Below are 20,410 nucleotides of genomic sequence, written 5' to 3' on the forward strand. Positions count from 1 at the left end.
AAAAATTTTAATAAACACTATTTACAAACATATGGCGTCACATCTGTGGAAGGGCGCCAGTTTTTTGATGTCATATTCATGGCGTCCACATTCACGAATAAATTGGTGCCTGTTTGTTTAATACAGAGCGAATCAGGGTTGACCGCGGTGCCTTTGGTTAAAATGTTGGTGGTGATACCATCGTAGGTGATGAAGGGTAACCGCGCATTTTTACGGGCAGGGTCGTCTGCATTGAGTTTCTGCTCTATACCCACCAGTATTTTACCGGTATGATGCTCATATACTGCCGGCGGAAAAGCACTGCCTACTTCCATGGTATTATCATGGATATATACATTTTTAGGTATAGGGAAATAGTGGTCATTCATTTTTGCACCGGCGTTTTCATCTATAAAAAATCCGGATACCACAGAAATGGCGCTGGAGTTGTTATTGATGATGCGGTTATTATACAGTTCTATGTCTGAAGCAGCCAGGATCACCACTCCACTGCCGGGAGCGGCATTTCCCACGCCCCAGGTAGAACCGAAGCTGCCGGATTTGGCGAAATTCTTTTCGTTGTTGTCGTGGAAGTAGTTGTTGTATGCTTTAACAAAGCCGCCGCGTTTCGACAGGTCGGGCAGGTCAAAAATGAGGAAGCCGGCGGTGTTGCCCCAAAACTCATTATCGTATACCTGTGCATGCGAGGTATTTTCAATTTCGCAGCCAGCCACGTTCTTAAAGGCCTTACATTTCCGCACGATGGCGCTGTCTGTTTGTCCTACATAAATGCCCGCATCGGAAGCGCCCTGTGCATAACAGTTTTCCACCAGCACATTCTTACACATCACCGGGTAAATAGCATAGCCCCCACTGGTGGAATCAGATACTGACCAGATAGCATGCAGGTTGGTGATCACCACATTTTCACTTTTGTTGATCTTGATCAGATCGCCTTTGGAATCCCGCAGGGTGAGTCCGTCGATGCTGAAGCCTTTCACATCCGTTACCCGGATACCTTCCCCACCCTGGCTCTGGGCCGAAAAATCGAGGATGGTTTTATCGGGACCAGCTCCCTGGATCAGGATATGCTTTACCTGCGCGATGCTCAGGTTATCAAATTTGTACATGCCTTCTTTCAAAGTAATGCTGCTGCTGTCTGTCAGCGATAAAAAGGCTTCGGCAATTTTTGTTTCATCGCCGGGGCCGAAGTTCAGGCGGGTTTTATACCCCCCGGTTTCCTTTACTTCCGGGCCTTTACAGGCCGCCAACAAGGCTAACAAAGCTAAAAAGATATGATATCGTTTCATATATGGGTTTGTTTTTAAAAATCAGAAAACGTTATAAGCAAAAGTTACGTAATACATTCCACCAATAGCAGGGCTACCAAATCCATTTCTGTAATAAACATTGGTCAGGTTGGTTCCGCCCAGTTTAATGGTAGAATGAGCCTGCAGCAGGCGATAGCTTACCTGGGCATCTACTACTGCGGATGCAGGCACAGTACCGCTTCCAAAGCCAATCTGGTAGAAGTAAGCCGGCCGGTAGCGGAAGGTGGTATTGAAAGAGAACCGTTCTTTCTTACCAAAACCGGTGTTCCCGAAATCGATATTGAATTTATAGTTGGGCGTATTAAAGTTATTTACCTGGCTGTTGTTCCTGTTTTTCAGGAAGTCGGACGAGAAGTTCGCTTTTGCCAGGAAATGGTGCGACAAATCCACGCTAACACTGGCGGCATAGCCATAGGTATTCACTTTCTCTGCACCGTTATAGGCAATATTGTACTGGATATATTTGCTGTGATCCAGGAAGTCGTTGGGATCGGTGCTGCCGGGCGTATTGGCTACGTTAACATAACCGATGAAGTTTTTCCAGGTAGAATAATAACCCAGTACATCTATCAGTACGCGGCCGCCGATGAGGGAGGAGTAACCTAACTCAAACGCATCTACGGACTGGGGCTTGATATCGTTGAGGGCAAACTGTTTCAGGTCGGCCGGATTTTTTGTGCGTTTAAAAGTATCCACACTGCTCAGCGTATAGGCGGGGTACTGGTTAAAATGATATACCCCGTTGAGCAGCCGGTCCGATCCGCCGGAGGCAAAGCTGTTATAGTCTACCGGCGTGCTTTGCAGCGACTGTATATTAGACGGGAAGCTGTAAGCATTCTGGTAGGAGAAGCGGATAAAGCTTTCCTTGTTCACTTCCAGCACAGCCGATACCCTGGTAGTAATACGCGGTTTGGCAAACAGGGTATTTTTATCGTACCGGAAAGCGGCTGCCAGGCTTAGTTTCTCATGTATTACTTTTTTTGTGAGATGGGCATAAGCACTGTATTCCGCCACATCGATCGGTGAGTCGTTGTCGGGGAATAAGGTGCCTTTCGAATCCAGGCGGTAGAGGCGATAGTTTAAGCCGGCGATCAGTTCCGCAAATTTTACGAGATGCGTAAAATTGTACTGGGCTTCTGCATTGAACAGGCGGCTTCTGTCGGTGAAGAGGGTACCTCCTTTTGAGGTGGGTATACCGGAGATGCTGTCTTTCAGGTGCAGGAACTGCGGACTGCCGGCATCAGGGCGGCCCTGGTCGGCAAATGTTCTGGCCAGGTTACTGGCGTCTATATAGCTTTTTCCCTGCGACATGGCTTCCAGCAGGGCGCTGGTGTATTGCGGATACCAGCCGTCGCCGGTATTACCGTCGTAGCTGGGTTTCCAGGCTTCGTTGATCAGCTGCGCTGTGGGCATAGCAATAATAGTATGACCGGAATTTTCGCGGCTGGTATAGGCGCGGACAAACCAATGTTCTGCTTTCAGTTCTGCACGATACTGTCCCAGGTGGAAGCTGTTCAGCGCGTAGCGGGTGTCGTTACTGTATACTGCGTTACCCTGGCCGTAGGTGCCGGAAAGGATCGCTTCCAGTTTGGGCTTTATTTTATAACGCAGTTCCACATTGGCTTTGAACATTTTGGCATCGCTGCTCAGGTACCCATATTCGGGATAACCGGTGCGGGCCACGTAGTGGTTGCCTTCTGCCAGCATCGGGTTGATGATGGGCGCCAGTTCGGGTACCTGCTGAAGGGCGCCTTCCAGGAATGGGTTAATATCTACAGATGTTCTGCTGCCATATATATTGACCCCGTTGTAATTAGGGTCCTGCAGCGGGCCACCGGGGCCGTTGGTGTTGGTGGTGTCGTTGGCCATCCAGTCTTTCGCCTGGGTGTACTGCACATTTATCTTAAAGGCAAACCTATCGCTCACCTTTTTCCCCCAGCGAACGGTCCAGTCGTAGTAAGGAGAGGGACCGAGCGGGTCATTCGACTTCCCCTTGCTGATATGGTTAACCCCCTGGGTGATCTGGGCGCTGAGTCCCTGGTATTTGAAGGGATCTTTACCCGTCATTACCATGGTGCCGTTCAGTCCGCGGGAGCCGTATAATGCGGAAGAGGCGCCGGAAAGCACCTCGAGGTTGTCCACATCCAGCTCCGTTAACCCGATAATAGCCCCGATGGGGAAGTTCAGACCGGGGGCCTGGTTATCCATACCATCAACGATCTGGGTGAAGTTGGTATTGCCGCTGGTATTGAACCCGCGGGTGGTGATGGTGGTAAACATCAGGCTGGAGGTGGTTACGTCGACTCCTTTGAGGCCCTGCAGCATATTATAATAACTGGGCTGCGGGGAATTAATGATGTCTTTGGTGCCGATTCTTTCAATGGTAACGGGTGATTCAATTTTCTTTTGTACAAAGCGGCTGGCCGAAACCACCACTTCCTTACCCAGCACAGAGGCGGGGGACAGTGCTACCCGCTGGAAGCCGGGGCCGGAAATGGTGATTTCTTTTGTTTCATAGCCTACCGATGACAGTATAAGGGTAACGGGATAATTTTTCCTGGTAGAGAATTTAAAGTTCCCCTGGTCATTGGTGTAGTCTCCATTGGGTGCCTCCTTCATGGTAACGGATACCACCGGAACCACTTCCTGTGTGACGCTGTTGCGGACGTTTCCTGAAATGATGATTTGCGCTGTTGCGCCATATTGTAACAGCAGCAGGCAAACCATACCTACAATAATGGATCTTAACATCGGGCAGGGATTTAAAATAATTGGCAATTGGGAATTACGAATTATGAATTGCGATTTGACTGGTAGATAGTAGCGGACGATTTTGGTCTTTGCTGTTTTAGCCGTAATTCGTAATTTTTAATTCTTAATTCCTTCCCTCGATATTACCAAAATACCATGAGCGGCAGCTGCAGTGGTGGTGACTTTGGGGCGAAATAGGGGCTATTGGGGGTAAAATCAGGCGGCCGGGGTGAAACGTTCCTGGAAGGCGGGCAAAAATGTGGCCGATACGGGGATGGTAATATCGGTTAAACCCTCGAGTTCCAGGTAATGTCCTTTTGCATTTTTCTTAAAAAGCACCACTTTGGTCAGGTTCACCAGGTAAGAGCGGTGAGCACGTACAAAGGTACCCGGAGGTAAAGCGCTTTCCAGTTTCTTGAGGGAAGTGCGGATCAGTTCCTTACAAATGGTGTTGCCCGACAGGTAGAAAACCTGCACATAGTTATCTTCTGCTTTCATCAGCAGCAATTTGCCGGGGTGCAGGGTTAAAACGGGCTTATCATGTTCATCGCGGATGAGGATACAGCTGTCGTCCGCTTTGGTTACAGGAGCAATGGTTTGTTCCTTTTCCAGGCTTTTGAGCTGCACCATCTTTTCCCGGGTAAAAAACCATAACAGGCAGATGCAATAAGGCAAAGGCAGGATCAGGGAAGTATAGCGAAGCGTATTGATAAATTCGGTCCAGGTAAAGAAGAAGGTATCGGTAATGGATACATTCACTACGGTGACCATAAAGGATACCAGCAGCACTTCTCCCAGGAACCAGCAGCCATAGGTAGCGCTGGTGAGTTTGCGGCGCCATTTCATTTTCGCCAGCAGGAATTGGGTAACACCGAGTACCACCACCCCGCACAGGGTAAATATGAGGAATAACGGCAGCAGGGACAGGTGTTGCCCTTCGTACCAGATATTGATATTAAAGGGCAGGAAGATATACATAAACAGGAAGCTGAAAACGCTGCAGAAAGCGATCAGTGAAATCCTGTTGGCAACAGAGTCCAGTAAAGTAAAGCGGGGTTGCTCTGCAGCATATTTTGCAATAAGAGGCAAAGTATTCAAGCTTTTCATATCGTGGATGATTTTCTCCATTTAAGATAAGTAAAAAAAGCCGGATTCCGGTGGACGGTAAAATGGTGGTGACTATCTTTTGTCATATATTTTTTCAGTAAGGCCGGCCAGGCAACCGGAACAGGTGATAACAACAGCATTTCTTTTAACAATATGCCGATACAATTTACTGTTAAGGTTATCTATCGCAACGCCTTTCTCCAGCAGCATATCAATAGCCGTTACGCCATAGGCCTGTACTTCACATGACAGGCTTTGCAGCATCCTGGCAATCTCCGGCAGCGGATCTTCCTCTTCTACAAGCTTACGGATCCGCTTTCCTTCTTCCGTGAATGGTAATCCGTCGCCACATCTCATCGCATACATTTCATTACCGGACAGCTCAATGGCTGCCTCCGTGATTGTTTTGGCCGAATGATAAAATCCATTACGCGTTTTCAGAAAAACTGCCATCACTGCGTTATTATACCGTATCTCCCGCATGGTACTGTCGGCGTATGTAAAGCCTCCCATTCCGGCAAACGGGCTATCAGTAAAATAGATGGTGCTTAAAAAAATACTGTCGTTCCGTGTGAGAAGGTTGATGCAAAAGTTATTGGGGTAAAATCTTACCGCGATACGCTGGTGATAAAAATCGTCTTCCAGCTTACGATTAAGCGGCATTCCTACCCCACTTCGCGATGGCATATAATTTTTGAGCAAGGCGTCCAGTCGCTTTACCAGGCCGCTTTTCGTTTTTTCGGTACCAACAGCATTGCTGACAATATCGAAATCCTTTTTGGCAAAATGCTGGCTGAATGCATACAGGTGCAGCAACAGGCTACAGGTAACCAGGATAATGGTACGGGATAACATATCGGCAATTATTTAAAAAGCGGTTGTTCTCCAGGTTTCAGTTCTTTGTTCCGCTGCTTTTCCGCGATGGCAAAAGCCTCATCGGGCAATGCTTTGAAACCTTTGGGCGCCTTGTTGGCCGGGCCTTTATAGATGCCTATAAAAGGTTTGGAAAATGTACGGCGGGTAACAGGATCGGTCATACGAAAATACTGCGGATACCAGCCCTGTACGGTGCCGGTATCCGGCACAGGTTTCTTCGTTGCTTTATGCCTGTTAGCGAGTATTTTTTCCAGGGAGATGCCATCCGCATCATTTGCTGAAAAGAAATACACTTTGCGCCCCCGCAGCGCCTGGCCCGCGGCGCTCTTAAAAACGCCCGCGTGATGCCATTCAGTCGCAAAGGGCTCCAGCTCCCGGGCCGCTATTTTTACATTAAACTTCTTTGACAGCAAAGCCGCTACCTCTCCCGCTTTCAGCAATCCCTTATCTTCTGCGTCCTGGTAGTTTTCGGACTTCCCCTGACGGAGGTATTGACTCATTTTCATGGCCGGAAGATACAAATTATGTGGAATACTGAAGGGCGTTCCCCTGTAGCCGTGATCAGATATTTGCGTACTTCATTCTTACAATTTCTTCTTCTATATCTACCAGCTCGTGAAATTTCCGGATCAGTTCATGCTCGGTGCGGGGATCTTTGTTCAGCTCATGCAGCACCTGCCGCTTGTGTTCCAGCATCTTGAGATACACCTTTTTGTATTCTTTAGGATCTATGCCATCGAGCCGGTTGTTGACCGATACGGATGGATGGTGCTCCAGGTCGTACCGCAGCTGCTGCAGAGCGGCATTGGTTTCTATCGCATTCTTATGATGGGTATCGAGGTATCGCACGCTTTCCCGTAATAATTCTTCCCGGATAACCCTTTCCTGTTCTTCTTCCGGCAGGTGATTATCCGGGTCTTCCATCTTCACCCACCTGATCAGCACCGGCAGGGTGAGTCCCTGTACCACGAGGGTGAGCAGGATAACGGTGAAGGTGATAAACAGGATGAGGTTACGTTGTGGAAAAAGCACACCATTATCCATATATACGGGAATGGATAAGGCTGCTGCCAATGACACCACTCCTCTCATACCTGCCCAGCCCAGCAGCAAAGGACCTTTCCATCCGGGCCGGTTATCGGCGGTGGTGATGTACCGGCTGATAAACACCGTAAAAACGGAGGCGCCAAGAGTAGAGAGCAGCCTGGTGACAATCAGTACCCCGGTGATGATCACCCCGTACTTAATTGCTTCGCCTAAACTAACAGTGCCCAGTTCCCGGATAATGACCGGCAGCTCCAGCCCTATCAGCATGAACACCAATCCGTTTAAAAGAAACCCGAGCGTGGACCATACATTAGCGCCCTGCAAACGACTCCGGTAGTTCAGTATCCGCTGGCTCCTGGCCGACAGGAAAAGACCTCCGCTTACCACGGCCAGCACACCGGAACCATGGAAAGACTCTGCCGCTATATACATTACGTAAGGGGCGGTGAGCGTTAGCAGTACATCCATTTCCGTACCCGTAGGCAGCCACCGGTGTATTGCATAGTACAAAAGACCTACCAGCAAACCAATGGCAATACCGGCGGCAATCACCACAACAAAGCTGATCGCTGCTTCACGCACTACAAATACGCCTGTTGTTACCGCCACCCGGGCAAAAGAAAATACGATCAAACTGGAAGCATCGTTCATCAGGCTCTCTCCTTCCAGAATGGCCGACAAGCGCTTGGGCACTTTCACATATTTGAGAATAGTGGTAGCAGAAACTGCATCCGGGGGCGACACAATACCTCCCAGTAAAAAGCCAAGGGCCAGTGTGAACCCCGGTATCAGCGCATTAGACACGAGCGCTACCACCAGCGAAGTAACAATAACGATGAGGAAAGCGAAAACAGATATCACCCGGCGCCAGCGCCAAAACTCTTTCCACGAAGTATACCAGGCGGCTTCGTACAGCAATGGGGGTAAAAATATCAGCAGGATCAACTCCGGGTTAATAGTAATGGAAGGCAGGAAATGAAACAGACTTAACACCAGCCCACCCAATACAAGTACAATGGGATAGGCTATTTTTAATTTCTGCGCCAGCATTACCAGGAACAGGATAATAAAGATCAACAGAATATATTCAACGACATGTGTGAGCATATAGGCAGCAGTAGATTTTGATTCTTAATTTTTTCGGGTGCTTTCAACAGCTCCAAGATAAAAAAATTATAAATCTAAAGGATCTTCCCTGCCGGAAGATCCTCTTTTTTATAGCCGCTTCTCCTATCTCAGGGATTATCCGCTGATTTTGTTTCAGCCAGGGATGCCTCATCCGGTTCGGTTTCCAGGTCCCTGTTAAGATTATATAAAGCTTCATCCGTTGCTTTTTCGCCGCCCGCCACTTTAATTTTATCCAGGAGGTTTAAAGCAAGGGTTTCTTCTTCCGTTTGTTCTTTTACAAACCACTGCATAAAATGCCAGGTAGCCCAATCGCCTTCATCAAAGCTTTGTTTTACCAGTTTATAGATGGCTGTTGTATTATCGACTTCCTGCTGAAATACCTGCTCGAAACATTTTTGTACGCTGCCGGGGTTTCCCGGCGGCTGGGGAATAGCCTCAATCGTTACCTTACCTCCTCTTTCCAGGATATATTCCAGGAATTTCATCATGTGATTGCGTTCCTCATTAGCATGTCTGAAAAGAAAATTGGCGATACCGTTATATCCTTCACCGGAAGCCCATGCTGCATAAGATAAATAGATCTGTGCTGCCAATGCTTCCTGTGTCATTTGTTTGTTCAGCCCGGTTTGCATGTCGGGTGAAAGCCTGTTTCTGTTCATGGGAAGGTTTTTATAGTGATACAGATACGATTCACAACTGTTGGGCCAGTATGGCTTTCTGACGACGACTCAAAAACTGCACCATTAAACTGTGGTTACTATGATTTTTATGATTATCCTGATTTAAGGGTAAAAAAAGCCCCGGGAAGAAGGATCTTCACCGGGGCTGCTATGCTCTGAACAATTCACGATTATTTCATCCACCAAACTTTCACCGTAGTGGAATTGCCTCCCATTTTATCAGACTGGACTTTATAATTTGCGGTGTTGTTGATAGACTCTCCTTGCGGGTACTGCAGCCTGTTAAAGTTTACGTAGGCAGCCGGGTTACCATCCCGTGGTGTGCGGCCGGTTCTTCTCCATAAATTGTAGGCAAGCCATGGCTCACGGAAAAACGACAACCATTCCTGTGCATAGATTTTATCCAGTTTCTGATCATCCGTACCGGTAAAGGCTACTTTCGGATTAGCAAGGAAGGTGCTCATCTGTGCAGGCGTAGGACTTGGAGGCGCCACAGCCGACCAGTTGTCATTTGTTACATTGGTATTATGCGCGATATAATACCAGAAGTTTACGGAAGAAGTGATACCTGCGGTATATTCGGTACCGGCAGTCGCCATATTCTTGCCTACTCCCAGGCCACGCGCATACGCTTCTGCCTTCAGGAAGTGTACCTCTGCTGCCGTTATGAACAATTCAGGCTGAAAATAAATATCTCTTACAATCAGGTAGTTGAAAGGAGAAAATACGCAGTTGTCTTTATTGGCAAAATCGGCGTCTCTTTTGTCCTGGTAAGGATTGGTATTATCGCTCGCGGTACTGCCGGGTTGAAGCGGCGCCCATTTACCTGCCTGGTTGGTTTCAAAGAACAGCGCTACCCTTGGATCAAAGATCTTCGAAGCATCTGTGCCATCAGCCATCTGGTTCCAGCAGGTAGTGCTGAGGCGCACAAATTTATGCGAGGTAAAAGACCAGAAGCGGCTATCGTTCAATACATAGGCATTGAGTTTCGCGGGCCACATGCCGGCATCTTCACCTTCTCCGATCAGCGGTATGCCGCTCAGGGCATATTGCAGGTATGGTGTAGCGGTAGCCACATCTTTTTCTACTATCTGCATGGCGTAGCGCAACAGTATGGAATTGCCGAATTTCTGCCAGGAAGAGATATTGCTGTTGAACAATGTTTCAGAAGATCCCAGCGTTACATAAGGCTTACCTCCCGGTGTATTGGCAGCAGTGGTCAGATGTTGTGAAGCCCATTTCAACTGTTCCAGCAAACCTTTATAGATGCTTTCCTGTGAATCATATTCAGGCCGGAAATTAGCGGTTACATTCAAATAAGCCTTGCCTGCCTTTGAGTAAGGAATATCGCCGAACTGGTCGGTGATGCGCAGCGTTTTATAGGCGCGTAAAATGTAGGTGATGGCCTGTACATTGTCCATCTCCGCTTTATCTCCCGTATAGGCATCGATTTTATCCTGGATCTGGTTGAGATTCTGCAGTGCGCCGTAGTAGTCATTCCAGATATCCTGGGCGCCATTTTGTACGAGGTAACCGGAGTTACCGCTGATAGTAGCCAGTTGGGTAACCGGGTAATAGTATTCGTTATGAATGGCTGCCTGTTCCTGCCCCTTTAAAAACAAGGTGCTGATCACGCCATTTACCAGCGGTGGTATGGTAGTGGCAGTGGGTAGCCCGGGCGTGGTGTTGATCTCCTGGAAATCCTTGGTACAGGCACCCAGCGTAGTAGCTGCGGCACCAGCTATATAGAGGAATATTTTTTTTGCGTTGTTCATGTTTGCACATTTTAATCAATGAGTAGATCTGATGCCTTAGAAAGAAACCCTTACCTGGAAGCCCATGGAACGGACGCTTGGTAAAGACATAAACTCCAGCCCCTGCGCATTACCGGCACCATTTACACCTTCAGGATTGATGTGATCCGGCAGGCTGGTGTAGAGATAGAAGAGATCCCTTCCCACGAGCGACAGTGACGCTGCCTGGAATACTTTTGTTTTCCTGATAAAGCTTTGCGGCAGCTGGTAGCTGATAGAAATTTCCCTCATTTTCACCCAGGTATTTTCGAGTACGGCACTTCTGTTGATCCAGTCGCTTCCTTTCACGCCTGCACCCAGATCTGTACTGCTCCACACGCCGTATGGCATGTATTTATAGTAATAATGCACTACGTTATCATTGACTTTTCCGTCGGGGAATACACCGGGTAATACTACGCCCCAGTTGGTTTTGGTACCATCGGGTGTGGTATATGGTAAACCGCCGCCGTCTCTTTCTTTCAGTGTTTCGCGGGCCTGTCCCTGCTGCATGATGGTAGCGTAGGTACCAGACCAGATATCACCGCCTATTTTGGCATCAATGAGTGTGCTGACAGAGAAACCTTTGAAGGTAAAGGTGTTGGTAATACCGCCTGTAAGTTTAGGCGTAGCGTTGCCTAAAGGCACCAGCCCATCAGTTGCTTTATACAGGGTACCATTCATTTCCGGCTTGCCGTATGGGTTCTGTATCATTATTGGCAAATGTGTGGTTGGGTCATATACATAATCATAGCCGTATATGGTACCGTACTGGTCGCCTACGTGTGCAGAAATAACAGGGCCGTGAGCGCCGCCATCATTCCATGCGCTGGCCATATCTACCCGGTCCGTTCCGTCAGATAATGACAGTAACTTGTTGTTGCTATGCGCCAGGTTGAGGGCTACATCCCATCCGAAGTTTTTCTGCTCAATTACTTTTGCACGCAGTATCAGTTCCAGTCCGGAATTTTCCAGCACGCCTGTATTTACTACAATGCTGCTTACACCTGAGCTGACCGGCAGAGGAGAAATCAGGATCTGGTTCCTGGATTTTCCCTTGTAGTATCTGAAATCGGCATTGATGCGATTGTTCAGGAAGCCCAGTACCACGCCAAAGTCGGCGGTGGTGTTGATAGCTGGTTTAAAGTTGAGCGCCGGCAGGGAACCTGGCAGCATAGTGGCTGCCTGACCCGCAAAAGTGCTGGTGGCATAATTATAGTTCACCTGGTAAGGCGCAGGATCTACTGCTGCCTGTGCCCAGGCCACCCTTACTTTACCGAAGCTCAGCACAGCAGGATCTATTTTGAAGGCATCGGAAAATACAAAGCTGCCGGAGAAAGACGGGAAGAAATAAGACCATTGTCCTTTCGGCAAAGCGGATGACCAGTCATTACGACCGGTGATATCAAGATAGAGGAAGTTTTTATATGCCAGGTTAATGAAGCTATACACAGAGTTCATGCGTTTGCGCAACTGGCTTTCTGTAACCGGGTGAGGATTTCCGATGTAGGTACCGCTGTTGAGCGAATATACATTAGGCACAGCCCAGTTATCGTTGTAATTGAACATACCGTACATATCGCGCTGATAGATCGTTCCGCCCAATGAAAGCTTTCCGCTGATATCACCGCCCAGGATTTTATCCTTATGCAGGGTACCGATGAAATCCATGTTGGAAGCATTGTCGCGTTCCGTACCATGACCATAGTATCCTTTGAGACCTAATGCATCGGTAGGTGTATTTTTAGTAGTGAGTTCGTTGGTATTATTGTCCAGGCCACCACGGAAAACGAAATCCAGGAAATCGGTGGCTTCATAGTTCAGCTGAACGCCGGCCAGCAATTTACGCCTGTTCTGATTGGTGTTATTTTCATAAATGTTCCATACCGTGGCGCCACCGTTGCCCACCCATGGGAAACCTGACAACGTATTTTGAGACCCGTCTTCATTTTTATAGATGCCGATATCTTCACCGCGATAATTTCTGCCGGCGTTGTATACCAGTCGTTTCATCCAGGAATTACCATCATCATTACCCAGCTGCGGAGGGTTATGGAGTTGGTTTACCACATAAGAAGTCGTTAACTGCACATTCACCCTTTTGGTGAGCTTCATATTGGCGCCCAGGTTGAAGCTGTTGCGGTAGTAGCCACTGTTGGGCAATATGGCGGTATTATCCAGCCGTGAAAAAGAGGCGCGGATAGATCCCCAGTCGTTGCCGCCTGCGAGCGATACGTTGTGGGTAGACTGTGTACCGTTGTTGAACAGGAGTTTAATGTTATCCGGTTGGGGTACATCCGCCTGTTGTGTACCGTCCCACCAGGTGATCATTTTGCCATCCATTTTTGGACCCCAGGAAACGCCGGAACCGGGCCATCCCACCTGGTTGTAGGTATTTACGCCAAACGGGCCGGAACCTGTTTTCGGATCTACATACATACCGTTCCAGCTTTCGGTGAGCTTAGGTTTGCCGTTGGCATCCGTTAAATACTGTGGAGCATCCAGGGATACCATACCGCCGGCGCCATACTCATTCTGCAATTCCAGGAACCTGTATGGATCCATTGTTTTATATCCGTAGGAGTAATCTACTCCCAAACCACTGCGTTGGGTACCTTTTTTTGTGGTGATCAGGATAACGCCATTAGCACCTTTACCTCCATACAAAGCGGCTGCGGTGGGGCCTTTCAGCACGCTGATCGTTTCAATATCTTCCGGGTTGATCATGTTGATCGGGCTGCCAAAATCTTTGGGAGCACTGGTATTGGCAGCGCTGGCGCTATTGCCGGCGTACAGGGCACTACCGGTAGGATTAGCCCGTACATCGTAAGGCTGGGCCAGATCGTTGGCCATAGGCATACCATCTACAATGATCAAAGGCTGGTTGTCGCCCTGGATGGTGTTGTTACCGCCAATGACAATACGGGTGGTACCACCATCCACACCATTGGGACTGGTTACATTTACACCGGCCATTTTACCAGCGAGTGCATTCACGATGTTGGGTGCATTGGAACGGGCTACTTCGCCTCCTTTCACCTCTTCCTGTGAGTAACCTAATGTTCTTACATTTCTTTTGATACCGAGCGCCGTGATTGCCACCGCATCGAGGGAAGTAGCGGAAGCCGCCATCACTATATTTAGTATGCTGCCGGCGCCAACGGTGACCCGTTGCTGGGCAAAGCCGATAGAAGAAAAGATCAATACATCCCCTTCTTTTGCATCGAGTTCAAAATGCCCGTCGATGTTTGTTACAGTACCCCTGTTGGTACCGGCCACCATTACGTTTACACCTGGCAAAGCCTGGCCGTCGCCGGATTTTACCACACCGCTGATCTTTTGATAAAACACTTTCAGGCCTTCAATATCCATGGCAGCCTCGTTTTTCCTGTCTTTCTTCAAAACAATCTGCTCATTGATCACTTCAAAAGTGATATTCAGGGGATTGAGCAGGCGCAGTAAAACATCGCCCAGCTGTTCCTCGTGTGCGGTAACCGCAATACGCTGTCTGGCTGGCAGGGTGCTGTTGTTATAGGTAAAATTCACCGCTGTCTTTTCGGTGATGGTTTTAAGAATACTGCGCAGGTCACTGGGCGGCATATTTAATGACACCTTTTTGCTTAAAACTTCCTGTGCATGTGCATTTTTGGCGAATGTGCAGGTGATCAGGCAAAACAAAAGACCTATTTGTAGTAGTGCAACCCTCATAAAAAATATGACAGTCCTGTTGGAGTTTGCAAATTTGTGCATAACTTCAATTGTTTTGTTGTGATTAATAAAGATTAGTACGACAAATCATTTCCTGTTACAGTTGTCCAGACCTTACAGGAAAAATTTACAGGGTGGCGGTGTTAGTGCATCGCCACTTTTTTTGGTTGATAATATCAAGTAAACATCGGTAGCGTTTTAGTGGAATTACAAGTGAACAATACTTTTAACTACAGGGTTTCCCGGTAATATATACCTGGCCCCCGCTGATCGTATAACTGGCATTGATAGCGGCACAAATTATCTTCAGTTTATTCTCAAACGTTTCATTGGTGATCGTAGTGGTGATCATACATTTTCCAAACACTTCTTCGCTGACATTAATTTTTATGCTGTAGGCTGCTGCCAGTGCTGCGAATATTTTTGGTGCTGGTGTGTTATCAAATACAAAGGGTTGTATTTTGGCTTCGGGCTGTATTTCCGCCAGTTCGCGGTCGTTCAGCGAATCTGCTACGAAGGCGGAAGTGCTGGCATTAAACCGGAGCTGATGATGAGGCGTTACCACATAGCTATGCGGTTGTTTGTCGGCCAGGTTATACACTGCGATCTTCCCGGTTTTTACGGTAACAACCAGGTTTCCGTTCTTTTCCGATACATTAAAACTGGTGCCCAATACCCTGATCCCTACTTTTTGCGTGTATACAAAAAACGGCCTGTTGGCATCTTTGGCGATATCAAAAAAAGCTTCTCCCTTCAGGTATACTTCTCTTTGCGCCTGTAGTAAAAAAATGTCGTGTTTAATAGATGCGCCGGCCTTCAGCACAACAGAGGAACCATCTGTTAAATAGGCAACCTGGTTATCATTCGTGGTGTTGATGCGCACCAGTTGCTGGTTCTCCATATGGCTATGCAGTGTATCGGCTATCTCTGTGCTGTGTCTTTTTTCTATGTAAACGGATACCAGTACGATCATTCCTGCTACCGCAGCTGCCGCCGCCCACCACCAGTAACGCGCCATGCGTTTCACAGGCGTAGCTGCAGCCCCTGCCACTGCACGATCTTCAAGAAGATGCTGATCCAGTGCAGCATACACTTCTTCCAGCAGTGTTTCATCTACGGCAGGTTGAGGAGCTTTGCCCAATGCCAGCACCATGTTCCTGGCTTTCTGCATCACAGGCACCTGTGTGGGATGATCTGCCATCCATTGTTCCCACCAGGCCGTATTGGTGGTGTCAGGAAATAGTACCCATTGAATAAAGCGGTCGTCCCTGATAAACTCCCAGGTATCCTCTCCAAAATGCTTCATGCAAGAATTTTTTAAATGACAATCGACTGCCCTTTTATAGTAAATGACAAAGTCTTTTCTTTTATACTCAAAAAAATTGAAAAAATTTTAACATTCGCTGTAATGCGCTGGTATACAGGAAAAAAGAGGCTTGGAATTTCCTGTTTTGGAAGAGATAATCAGAGAAAAAAGTAAAATGTTTCCAGCAGGCGCCGGGCAAACGGTGTTGTTTCGAGGGTATCTTTTATCCGTCCCAGGGCACTGTAAAGAAGGTTGCTTACAGACTGGTACTTCATATGCATCATTTCTGCGATCTGGGCATTGGTAAAGCCCATATAGAAGCGCAACGTAATGATTTCCTGCTGGCGCCTGGACAATTTTTTGATGGCATTGTGCAGTAATATGCTGCGGGAATCGCTGATCTCCGAATCTATAATCCGTTCTTCTACGGTAGATTCCACCTGGCTGTTATTATGGAGATATTTGTCCTGTTGACCGGTGGCGGCGCGGTACTGGTAATTGGCCCGGATCAGTTTATATTTAAGGCTGCGGCATAGATAAAACCGTATAGCTACATTGTCGCTGATGGTATCGCGGCTATTCCAGAGTTCAATAAAAAGATCATGGACCATATCTTTCAGCTTCTCATGGTCGGAGCAAAACCGGAAGCCATACTGAAACAGGTATACCGTATAATTACGGTAAATCAGTGTAAAAGCAGCTTTGTCACCAGCTTTAAATCGCTTCCATAAAGCAGCTTCATCAAAACTAACATCAATCTTTACAGGCATGCGTGGATCTTTTACAGCAAAACTGATCTTGGTATAAGGAAAATGGCTGGCTAAAATTTTAATATCTAATGGTAATGTAAATACTTTTTTGCAAATGGTCAAATATCATTCAAATATCATAAGGGAAAACGACAAAAACATCATTTTGCAGCGGGAAGACAGGAGTAACCTGAGCGTACAGCTTATTAAATGTACAGGAAACAATTATTTCTCATACGGCGGTGATACCGGTTCATCCCAGCAGCAGCGGGCATGCAACCGGTTTCATAAAAAAGTGGCCTTGCAGATGGCGATATTAAATCCGGGCAATAAATAAATCAGGTAAAACAGTGAAGGAATAATGCCGGGAAAACTGCCCGAAGCAGCCTTTCCCGGCATTGAGTAACCATTAAATTATTTCTTCCCGTCCTTTACCGGAACATCTGCCGGGATGCTTACTTCACTGACACTGACCGGAGAATAGTTAATAGCCGTGGCAATGGCATTCAGCTGTTTGCTCTCTACTCCGAGCACCAGTCCCTTGCCCACTGAAAATCCCATCGGGCCGGCGCTGAAAGGAAATGCATCAGTAACCCATAATGTCGTTACGCCCATTTCCCTGGATTTTAATGTCATTTCCTTACAGGTAAACCCAAGTATTTGCTTCGTTCTTGTACCATTGATGACCTCTCCCTTTTCATCCTTCGCCCCCTTCATTTCCTTTGCTCTATCTTCTTTTGATACCAGCATCTTTTTTCCATCTTCATCTATCAGTGACCATGATTTCCCCGTGGCGCCATCTGAATAAACGGCTATCTGCCCATCGTTGGTGACCATTTTTATTTTTGCGCCTTCGTCGGTGGTAATCTCATCCTGATCTACATGGGATAAGCGCGACTTGCTGCCGTTAAAATACAACACTTCCTTGTTCACTGCCGTTTCCGGCACCATATCCTTGTACTGTTGCTGGTCAGGCTTCAACGCAGCGCGAAGGTTTATGGTTATTTCATAGTCAATTTTACCCTGACTCTTATCCTGCGCCATGCAGGTACCTGTAGTGATGCCGGCAACTGCCAGCAGTAGCATCATCTTTTTCATATGTATTATTTATTTTTTGATTTAGGAAAATGTCTGAATTTGTATATCCCGGTGAGCAGGAAATATCTTCCAAGCGCATTATTCTTCCGGTCTTCAATATAGCCGTCACCGTTAAGGCGATTGATACTTGCATTCCGGTTCAGCAGATCACGTGCTTCTGCGCGGAGAGAAAAAGATTTACCGATCTCCTTTGTTACCGCAGTATTCACCAACAGGATGGTATTGTTATACCCGGAGGCAATACCCAATGAACTGAAACCATCTGTTCCTGCTTCCAGTGAAGTATTCCAGGGCAGTGTGATGACCGTCTCCACCCCATACATCAACAACCAGTTTTTTTCGGGCAATAGCGGTGTGCCTGAGAACCTCCGCATATTCCAGGCGGCGTTGCCATGTGCTGATATATTCACATTGTTTCCCAGGTAATAGTTAAAATCCATGTCTGGCGTAACGGATAAGGTCCGGTTGATGTTGGGCAAGCCATTCGTAAACGTAATGCGGCGCATATAGCCGGTACTGATACCTGCTGTAAAGGAAGAGCCATTGTGGCCGATACCGATGCTTTTCCCGACGGATAGCGATCCGTTAAAATTCCCGGCTACATTCACCGGTATGATCCAGGTTTTACCACTGGACTTATCTATGTTGCTGCTGTCTGTGATGTCCCTGTTGTAGTAAGCAAAGTCGGCTTTGATATACGTGCTGCGATCACCTGTTTGTTTGAAAGTATTATAGGAAAAACTCAAATGCTGGGCCCTCCGTTGTTGCAACAATGGATTTCCCTGCCGTATATAAAGCGGGTCGCTGTTATCCGTCAGCGGCTGCAGGTTCTCTACAGATGGGGCAGTAGCTTCCGTATTGTAGCGGAGCATGAACTTCGATGTTTTATTTTGTTTCCATTCTGCATACAGCTCCGGCAACAGCGCATGATAGTTGCCATTTACCCGGTAGCCTTTTATAGCAGAGCTCCCCCCGATGTTGTTCTGTTGCCATCCCGCTCCCATCGTATATAACAGGCGCTTATGATTACCTGCCAGCAACAGTTTACCGGTATACTGCCAGGTATGGGCATCATACTTATCACTCAACAGTGCATCGGGTTCGGTATAGTGCCCGGTGGCATCACGATCGCGCACCAACCTGTTATACTTCCCCTGGCTATAGTAGAACATTTGCCCGGCCTGTAAGCTCAGCGAACGTGATAACGGTTCCGTATATACGACGTTTGAGTTCACGCTGTATACATCTGACTTATCTGTTCGCTGTTGATCCGTGATATCTGTTTTTTGCCCTTCGGGCAGATTATAAAAATGGCTGGTCGCCTTGTTGTATGTTTCTCCATTGTTGTGATAATATTCGGGTTTTACATTCAGCACCAGGGTACGCCCTGGTTTGGCCAGCCGGTGGCGCAGGAATATATCGGTTGAGAGCAGCTGTTGTTTATTGTTGCTCCGGGTTAGCTGGGTTCCTTCATTCAGCAGCTTTACTCCATCAGCGGTGAAGGAATGGTAGCTACGCTCTTCACTGCTGCGGTTACTGATCATATCCATATGAGGAGATATTTTCAGAGAGGTACGTGCGTTGAACTTAATATCCCCGCTCATATCAATACGCTGATTACTGTTATCACCGGCGGTATTACCCGCCTGTAGATAATTGTAGGAAGTATCCCGCAGGCGGTATTGCCTGGCATAATCATAGGTATTGCGTGTGTTATTATTATTGAAGAAGTAGCTGCTGCGTAGTTTGAAATGATCCCAGTCGTTATTAAAGTTCACCCCGCCAAACTTAGTGTCTGTAAGGCCAACCGGTCGGGCTAATTCAGCAATAGCACTTGAATTCCCTTCGATCTTTACGCCTTTCATGCGTGTCAGTTCTGATAAGGCTGCCGGAGGAAGGTTCTTCATCATGTTATTATCACTCATCACCAGCTTTAAAAGTTCTGATGCGCTAAAGCCGGATTTATTCACGTTGTTACCTTTCAGCAACCCGGAGAATTGCATTTCGCCGGTAAAGCTGTTGACGTTAATACCTCCTTCGTAGCGGCCGTCTGTTCCGGCGCCGGCACTGGCATTGCCAAAGAGGCCGCGCTTCCTGTTCTTTTTGGTCACCAGGTTGATTGTTTTCGCCTGCTGTCCATCTGCTACACCTGTGAATTCGGCCATTTCACTCTGCTTATCCAACACCTGCACTTTGTCGATCATATCAGCCGGAAGATTGCGGGTGGCTATTGTTGGGTCGCTGCCGAAAAACTCCTTACCATCTACCAGGATACGTTGCACTGTTTCTCCCTGAGCCTTGATAGAACCGTCGCGGTCTACTTTCACTCCGGGCAGCTTACGCAGCAGGTCTTCTACTACTGCATTCTCTTTGGTTTTAAATTTCGCGGCATTGTACTCCAGGGTGTCGCCCTTCATGCGCACCGCGGGTATATCTTCCGCAATCGTTACTTCTTTCAGTGTTATGCCGGGGGCAAGGGCAATATCGTGAGGCCATATGCCGGGTACCGTTACGGTATGCTTTTGATCCCGGTAGCCCAGGCTGTGAATGAGCAGGTTGTATTTGCCTTTGCGGATATTGGTAAAGGCAACTTTCCCCTGCTGATCAGTGATGCCGGATTGAACCGGGATAGTGTCTCCTGTGTTACGGATACTAAGCGTAGCCCCCTGTACCGGCCGGCCACTAACGGAATCGCGGACGATTGTTTGAAACGATTCCTGCGCCATTAGCATACCCGGCAGGAAAAAAAGTAAGTATAATATGATGGCCGGCACCCTTTTCATAGTCGTTTGCGTTATTCTGTTGCAAAGCTATGGAGGCCTGTTTCAGCAATAGGTTAATGGGTATGTATATAGTC

At 47.6% G+C, this 20,410-nt stretch carries 14 protein-coding genes; 1 reads left to right on the forward strand and 13 read right to left on the reverse strand.

Features of this window, described 5'->3' with window-relative positions:
• Window positions 1-17: 17 nt before the first annotated feature.
• The 11 genes from KE626_RS18015 to KE626_RS18065 form a co-directional block, all read right to left on the reverse strand.
• The gene (locus KE626_RS18015; RefSeq protein WP_211974317.1) at window positions 18-1,289 is read right to left on the reverse strand and encodes a parallel beta-helix domain-containing protein; all 1,272 of its coding nucleotides are present in this window, start codon (window positions 1,287-1,289) and stop codon (window positions 18-20) included.
• Window positions 1,290-1,310: 21 nt separating this feature from the next.
• The gene (locus tag KE626_RS18020) at window positions 1,311-4,061 is read right to left on the reverse strand and encodes a TonB-dependent receptor (RefSeq protein ID WP_211974318.1); all 2,751 of its coding nucleotides are present in this window, start codon (window positions 4,059-4,061) and stop codon (window positions 1,311-1,313) included.
• 216 nt (window positions 4,062-4,277) lie between these two features.
• A complete protein-coding gene (locus KE626_RS18025) occupies window positions 4,278-5,168 on the reverse strand; it encodes a LytR/AlgR family response regulator transcription factor (protein ID WP_211974319.1) in 891 nt (296 codons plus the stop codon).
• 72 nt (window positions 5,169-5,240) lie between these two features.
• Complete coding sequence (locus KE626_RS18030) at window positions 5,241-6,023, reverse strand: hypothetical protein (RefSeq protein ID WP_211974320.1); 783 nt, start codon at window positions 6,021-6,023, stop codon at window positions 5,241-5,243.
• 8 nt (window positions 6,024-6,031) lie between these two features.
• A complete protein-coding gene (locus KE626_RS18035) occupies window positions 6,032-6,550 on the reverse strand; it encodes a hypothetical protein (RefSeq protein ID WP_211974321.1) in 519 nt (172 codons plus the stop codon).
• 55 nt (window positions 6,551-6,605) lie between these two features.
• Entirely contained in the window at window positions 6,606-8,198 is a 1,593-nt protein-coding gene (locus KE626_RS18040) for a Na+/H+ antiporter (RefSeq protein ID WP_211974322.1), read from the reverse strand.
• A gap of 128 nt (window positions 8,199-8,326) precedes the next feature.
• Window positions 8,327-8,878 (reverse strand): ferritin, encoded by a 552-nt coding sequence (locus tag KE626_RS18045; RefSeq protein WP_211974323.1) that lies wholly within the window; start codon window positions 8,876-8,878, stop codon window positions 8,327-8,329.
• Between the two features lie 191 nt (window positions 8,879-9,069).
• Window positions 9,070-10,674: a SusD/RagB family nutrient-binding outer membrane lipoprotein gene (locus KE626_RS18050; RefSeq protein ID WP_211974324.1), complete on the reverse strand. Its 1,605-nt coding sequence runs from the start codon at window positions 10,672-10,674 to the stop codon at window positions 9,070-9,072.
• A gap of 36 nt (window positions 10,675-10,710) precedes the next feature.
• The gene (locus KE626_RS18055; protein ID WP_211974325.1) at window positions 10,711-14,442 is read right to left on the reverse strand and encodes a SusC/RagA family TonB-linked outer membrane protein; all 3,732 of its coding nucleotides are present in this window, start codon (window positions 14,440-14,442) and stop codon (window positions 10,711-10,713) included.
• Window positions 14,443-14,626: 184 nt separating this feature from the next.
• Entirely contained in the window at window positions 14,627-15,706 is a 1,080-nt protein-coding gene (locus KE626_RS18060; protein WP_211974326.1) for a FecR family protein, read from the reverse strand.
• A gap of 158 nt (window positions 15,707-15,864) precedes the next feature.
• On the reverse strand, window positions 15,865-16,476 hold the full coding sequence (locus tag KE626_RS18065; RefSeq protein WP_211974327.1) for an RNA polymerase sigma factor: 612 nt from the start codon (window positions 16,474-16,476) through the stop codon (window positions 15,865-15,867).
• Window positions 16,477-16,570: 94 nt separating this feature from the next.
• Here KE626_RS18065 and KE626_RS18070 point away from each other — a divergent pair, with 94 nt between their 5' ends.
• Window positions 16,571-16,792, forward strand: a complete 222-nt coding sequence (locus tag KE626_RS18070; protein ID WP_211974328.1) for a hypothetical protein — start codon at window positions 16,571-16,573, stop codon at window positions 16,790-16,792.
• A 77-nt stretch (window positions 16,793-16,869) separates the two neighbouring features.
• On the opposite strand, the gene KE626_RS18075 is transcribed toward KE626_RS18070, so the two are convergent.
• Window positions 16,870-17,553 carry a hypothetical protein gene (locus KE626_RS18075; protein ID WP_211974329.1) on the reverse strand — a complete coding sequence of 228 codons (684 nt, stop codon included), beginning with the start codon at window positions 17,551-17,553 and terminating at the stop codon, window positions 16,870-16,872.
• 5 nt (window positions 17,554-17,558) lie between these two features.
• A complete protein-coding gene (locus tag KE626_RS18080; RefSeq protein WP_211974330.1) occupies window positions 17,559-20,336 on the reverse strand; it encodes a TonB-dependent receptor in 2,778 nt (925 codons plus the stop codon).
• Window positions 20,337-20,410: the final 74 nt, after the last annotated feature.

Origin of the sequence: Chitinophaga hostae (assembly GCF_018224885.1) — a bacterium.
Taxonomy (GTDB): domain Bacteria; phylum Bacteroidota; class Bacteroidia; order Chitinophagales; family Chitinophagaceae; genus Chitinophaga; species Chitinophaga hostae.

Coding starts and splice junctions, on each gene's coding strand:
- KE626_RS18015 (WP_211974317.1), bottom strand. CDS start 1,289: ATGAAACGATATCATATCTTTTTAGCTTTGTTAGCCTTGTTGGCGGCC.
- KE626_RS18020 (WP_211974318.1), bottom strand. CDS start 4,061: ATGTTAAGATCCATTATTGTAGGTATGGTTTGCCTGCTGCTGTTACAA.
- KE626_RS18025 (WP_211974319.1), bottom strand. CDS start 5,168: ATGAAAAGCTTGAATACTTTGCCTCTTATTGCAAAATATGCTGCAGAG.
- KE626_RS18030 (WP_211974320.1), bottom strand. CDS start 6,023: ATGTTATCCCGTACCATTATCCTGGTTACCTGTAGCCTGTTGCTGCAC.
- KE626_RS18035 (WP_211974321.1), bottom strand. CDS start 6,550: ATGAAAATGAGTCAATACCTCCGTCAGGGGAAGTCCGAAAACTACCAG.
- KE626_RS18040 (WP_211974322.1), bottom strand. CDS start 8,198: ATGCTCACACATGTCGTTGAATATATTCTGTTGATCTTTATTATCCTG.
- KE626_RS18045 (WP_211974323.1), bottom strand. CDS start 8,878: ATGAACAGAAACAGGCTTTCACCCGACATGCAAACCGGGCTGAACAAA.
- KE626_RS18050 (WP_211974324.1), bottom strand. CDS start 10,674: ATGAACAACGCAAAAAAAATATTCCTCTATATAGCTGGTGCCGCAGCT.
- KE626_RS18055 (WP_211974325.1), bottom strand. CDS start 14,442: ATGCACAAATTTGCAAACTCCAACAGGACTGTCATATTTTTTATGAGG.
- KE626_RS18060 (WP_211974326.1), bottom strand. CDS start 15,706: ATGAAGCATTTTGGAGAGGATACCTGGGAGTTTATCAGGGACGACCGC.
- KE626_RS18065 (WP_211974327.1), bottom strand. CDS start 16,476: ATGCCTGTAAAGATTGATGTTAGTTTTGATGAAGCTGCTTTATGGAAG.
- KE626_RS18070 (WP_211974328.1), top strand. CDS start 16,571: ATGGTCAAATATCATTCAAATATCATAAGGGAAAACGACAAAAACATC.
- KE626_RS18075 (WP_211974329.1), bottom strand. CDS start 17,553: ATGAAAAAGATGATGCTACTGCTGGCAGTTGCCGGCATCACTACAGGT.
- KE626_RS18080 (WP_211974330.1), bottom strand. CDS start 20,336: ATGAAAAGGGTGCCGGCCATCATATTATACTTACTTTTTTTCCTGCCG.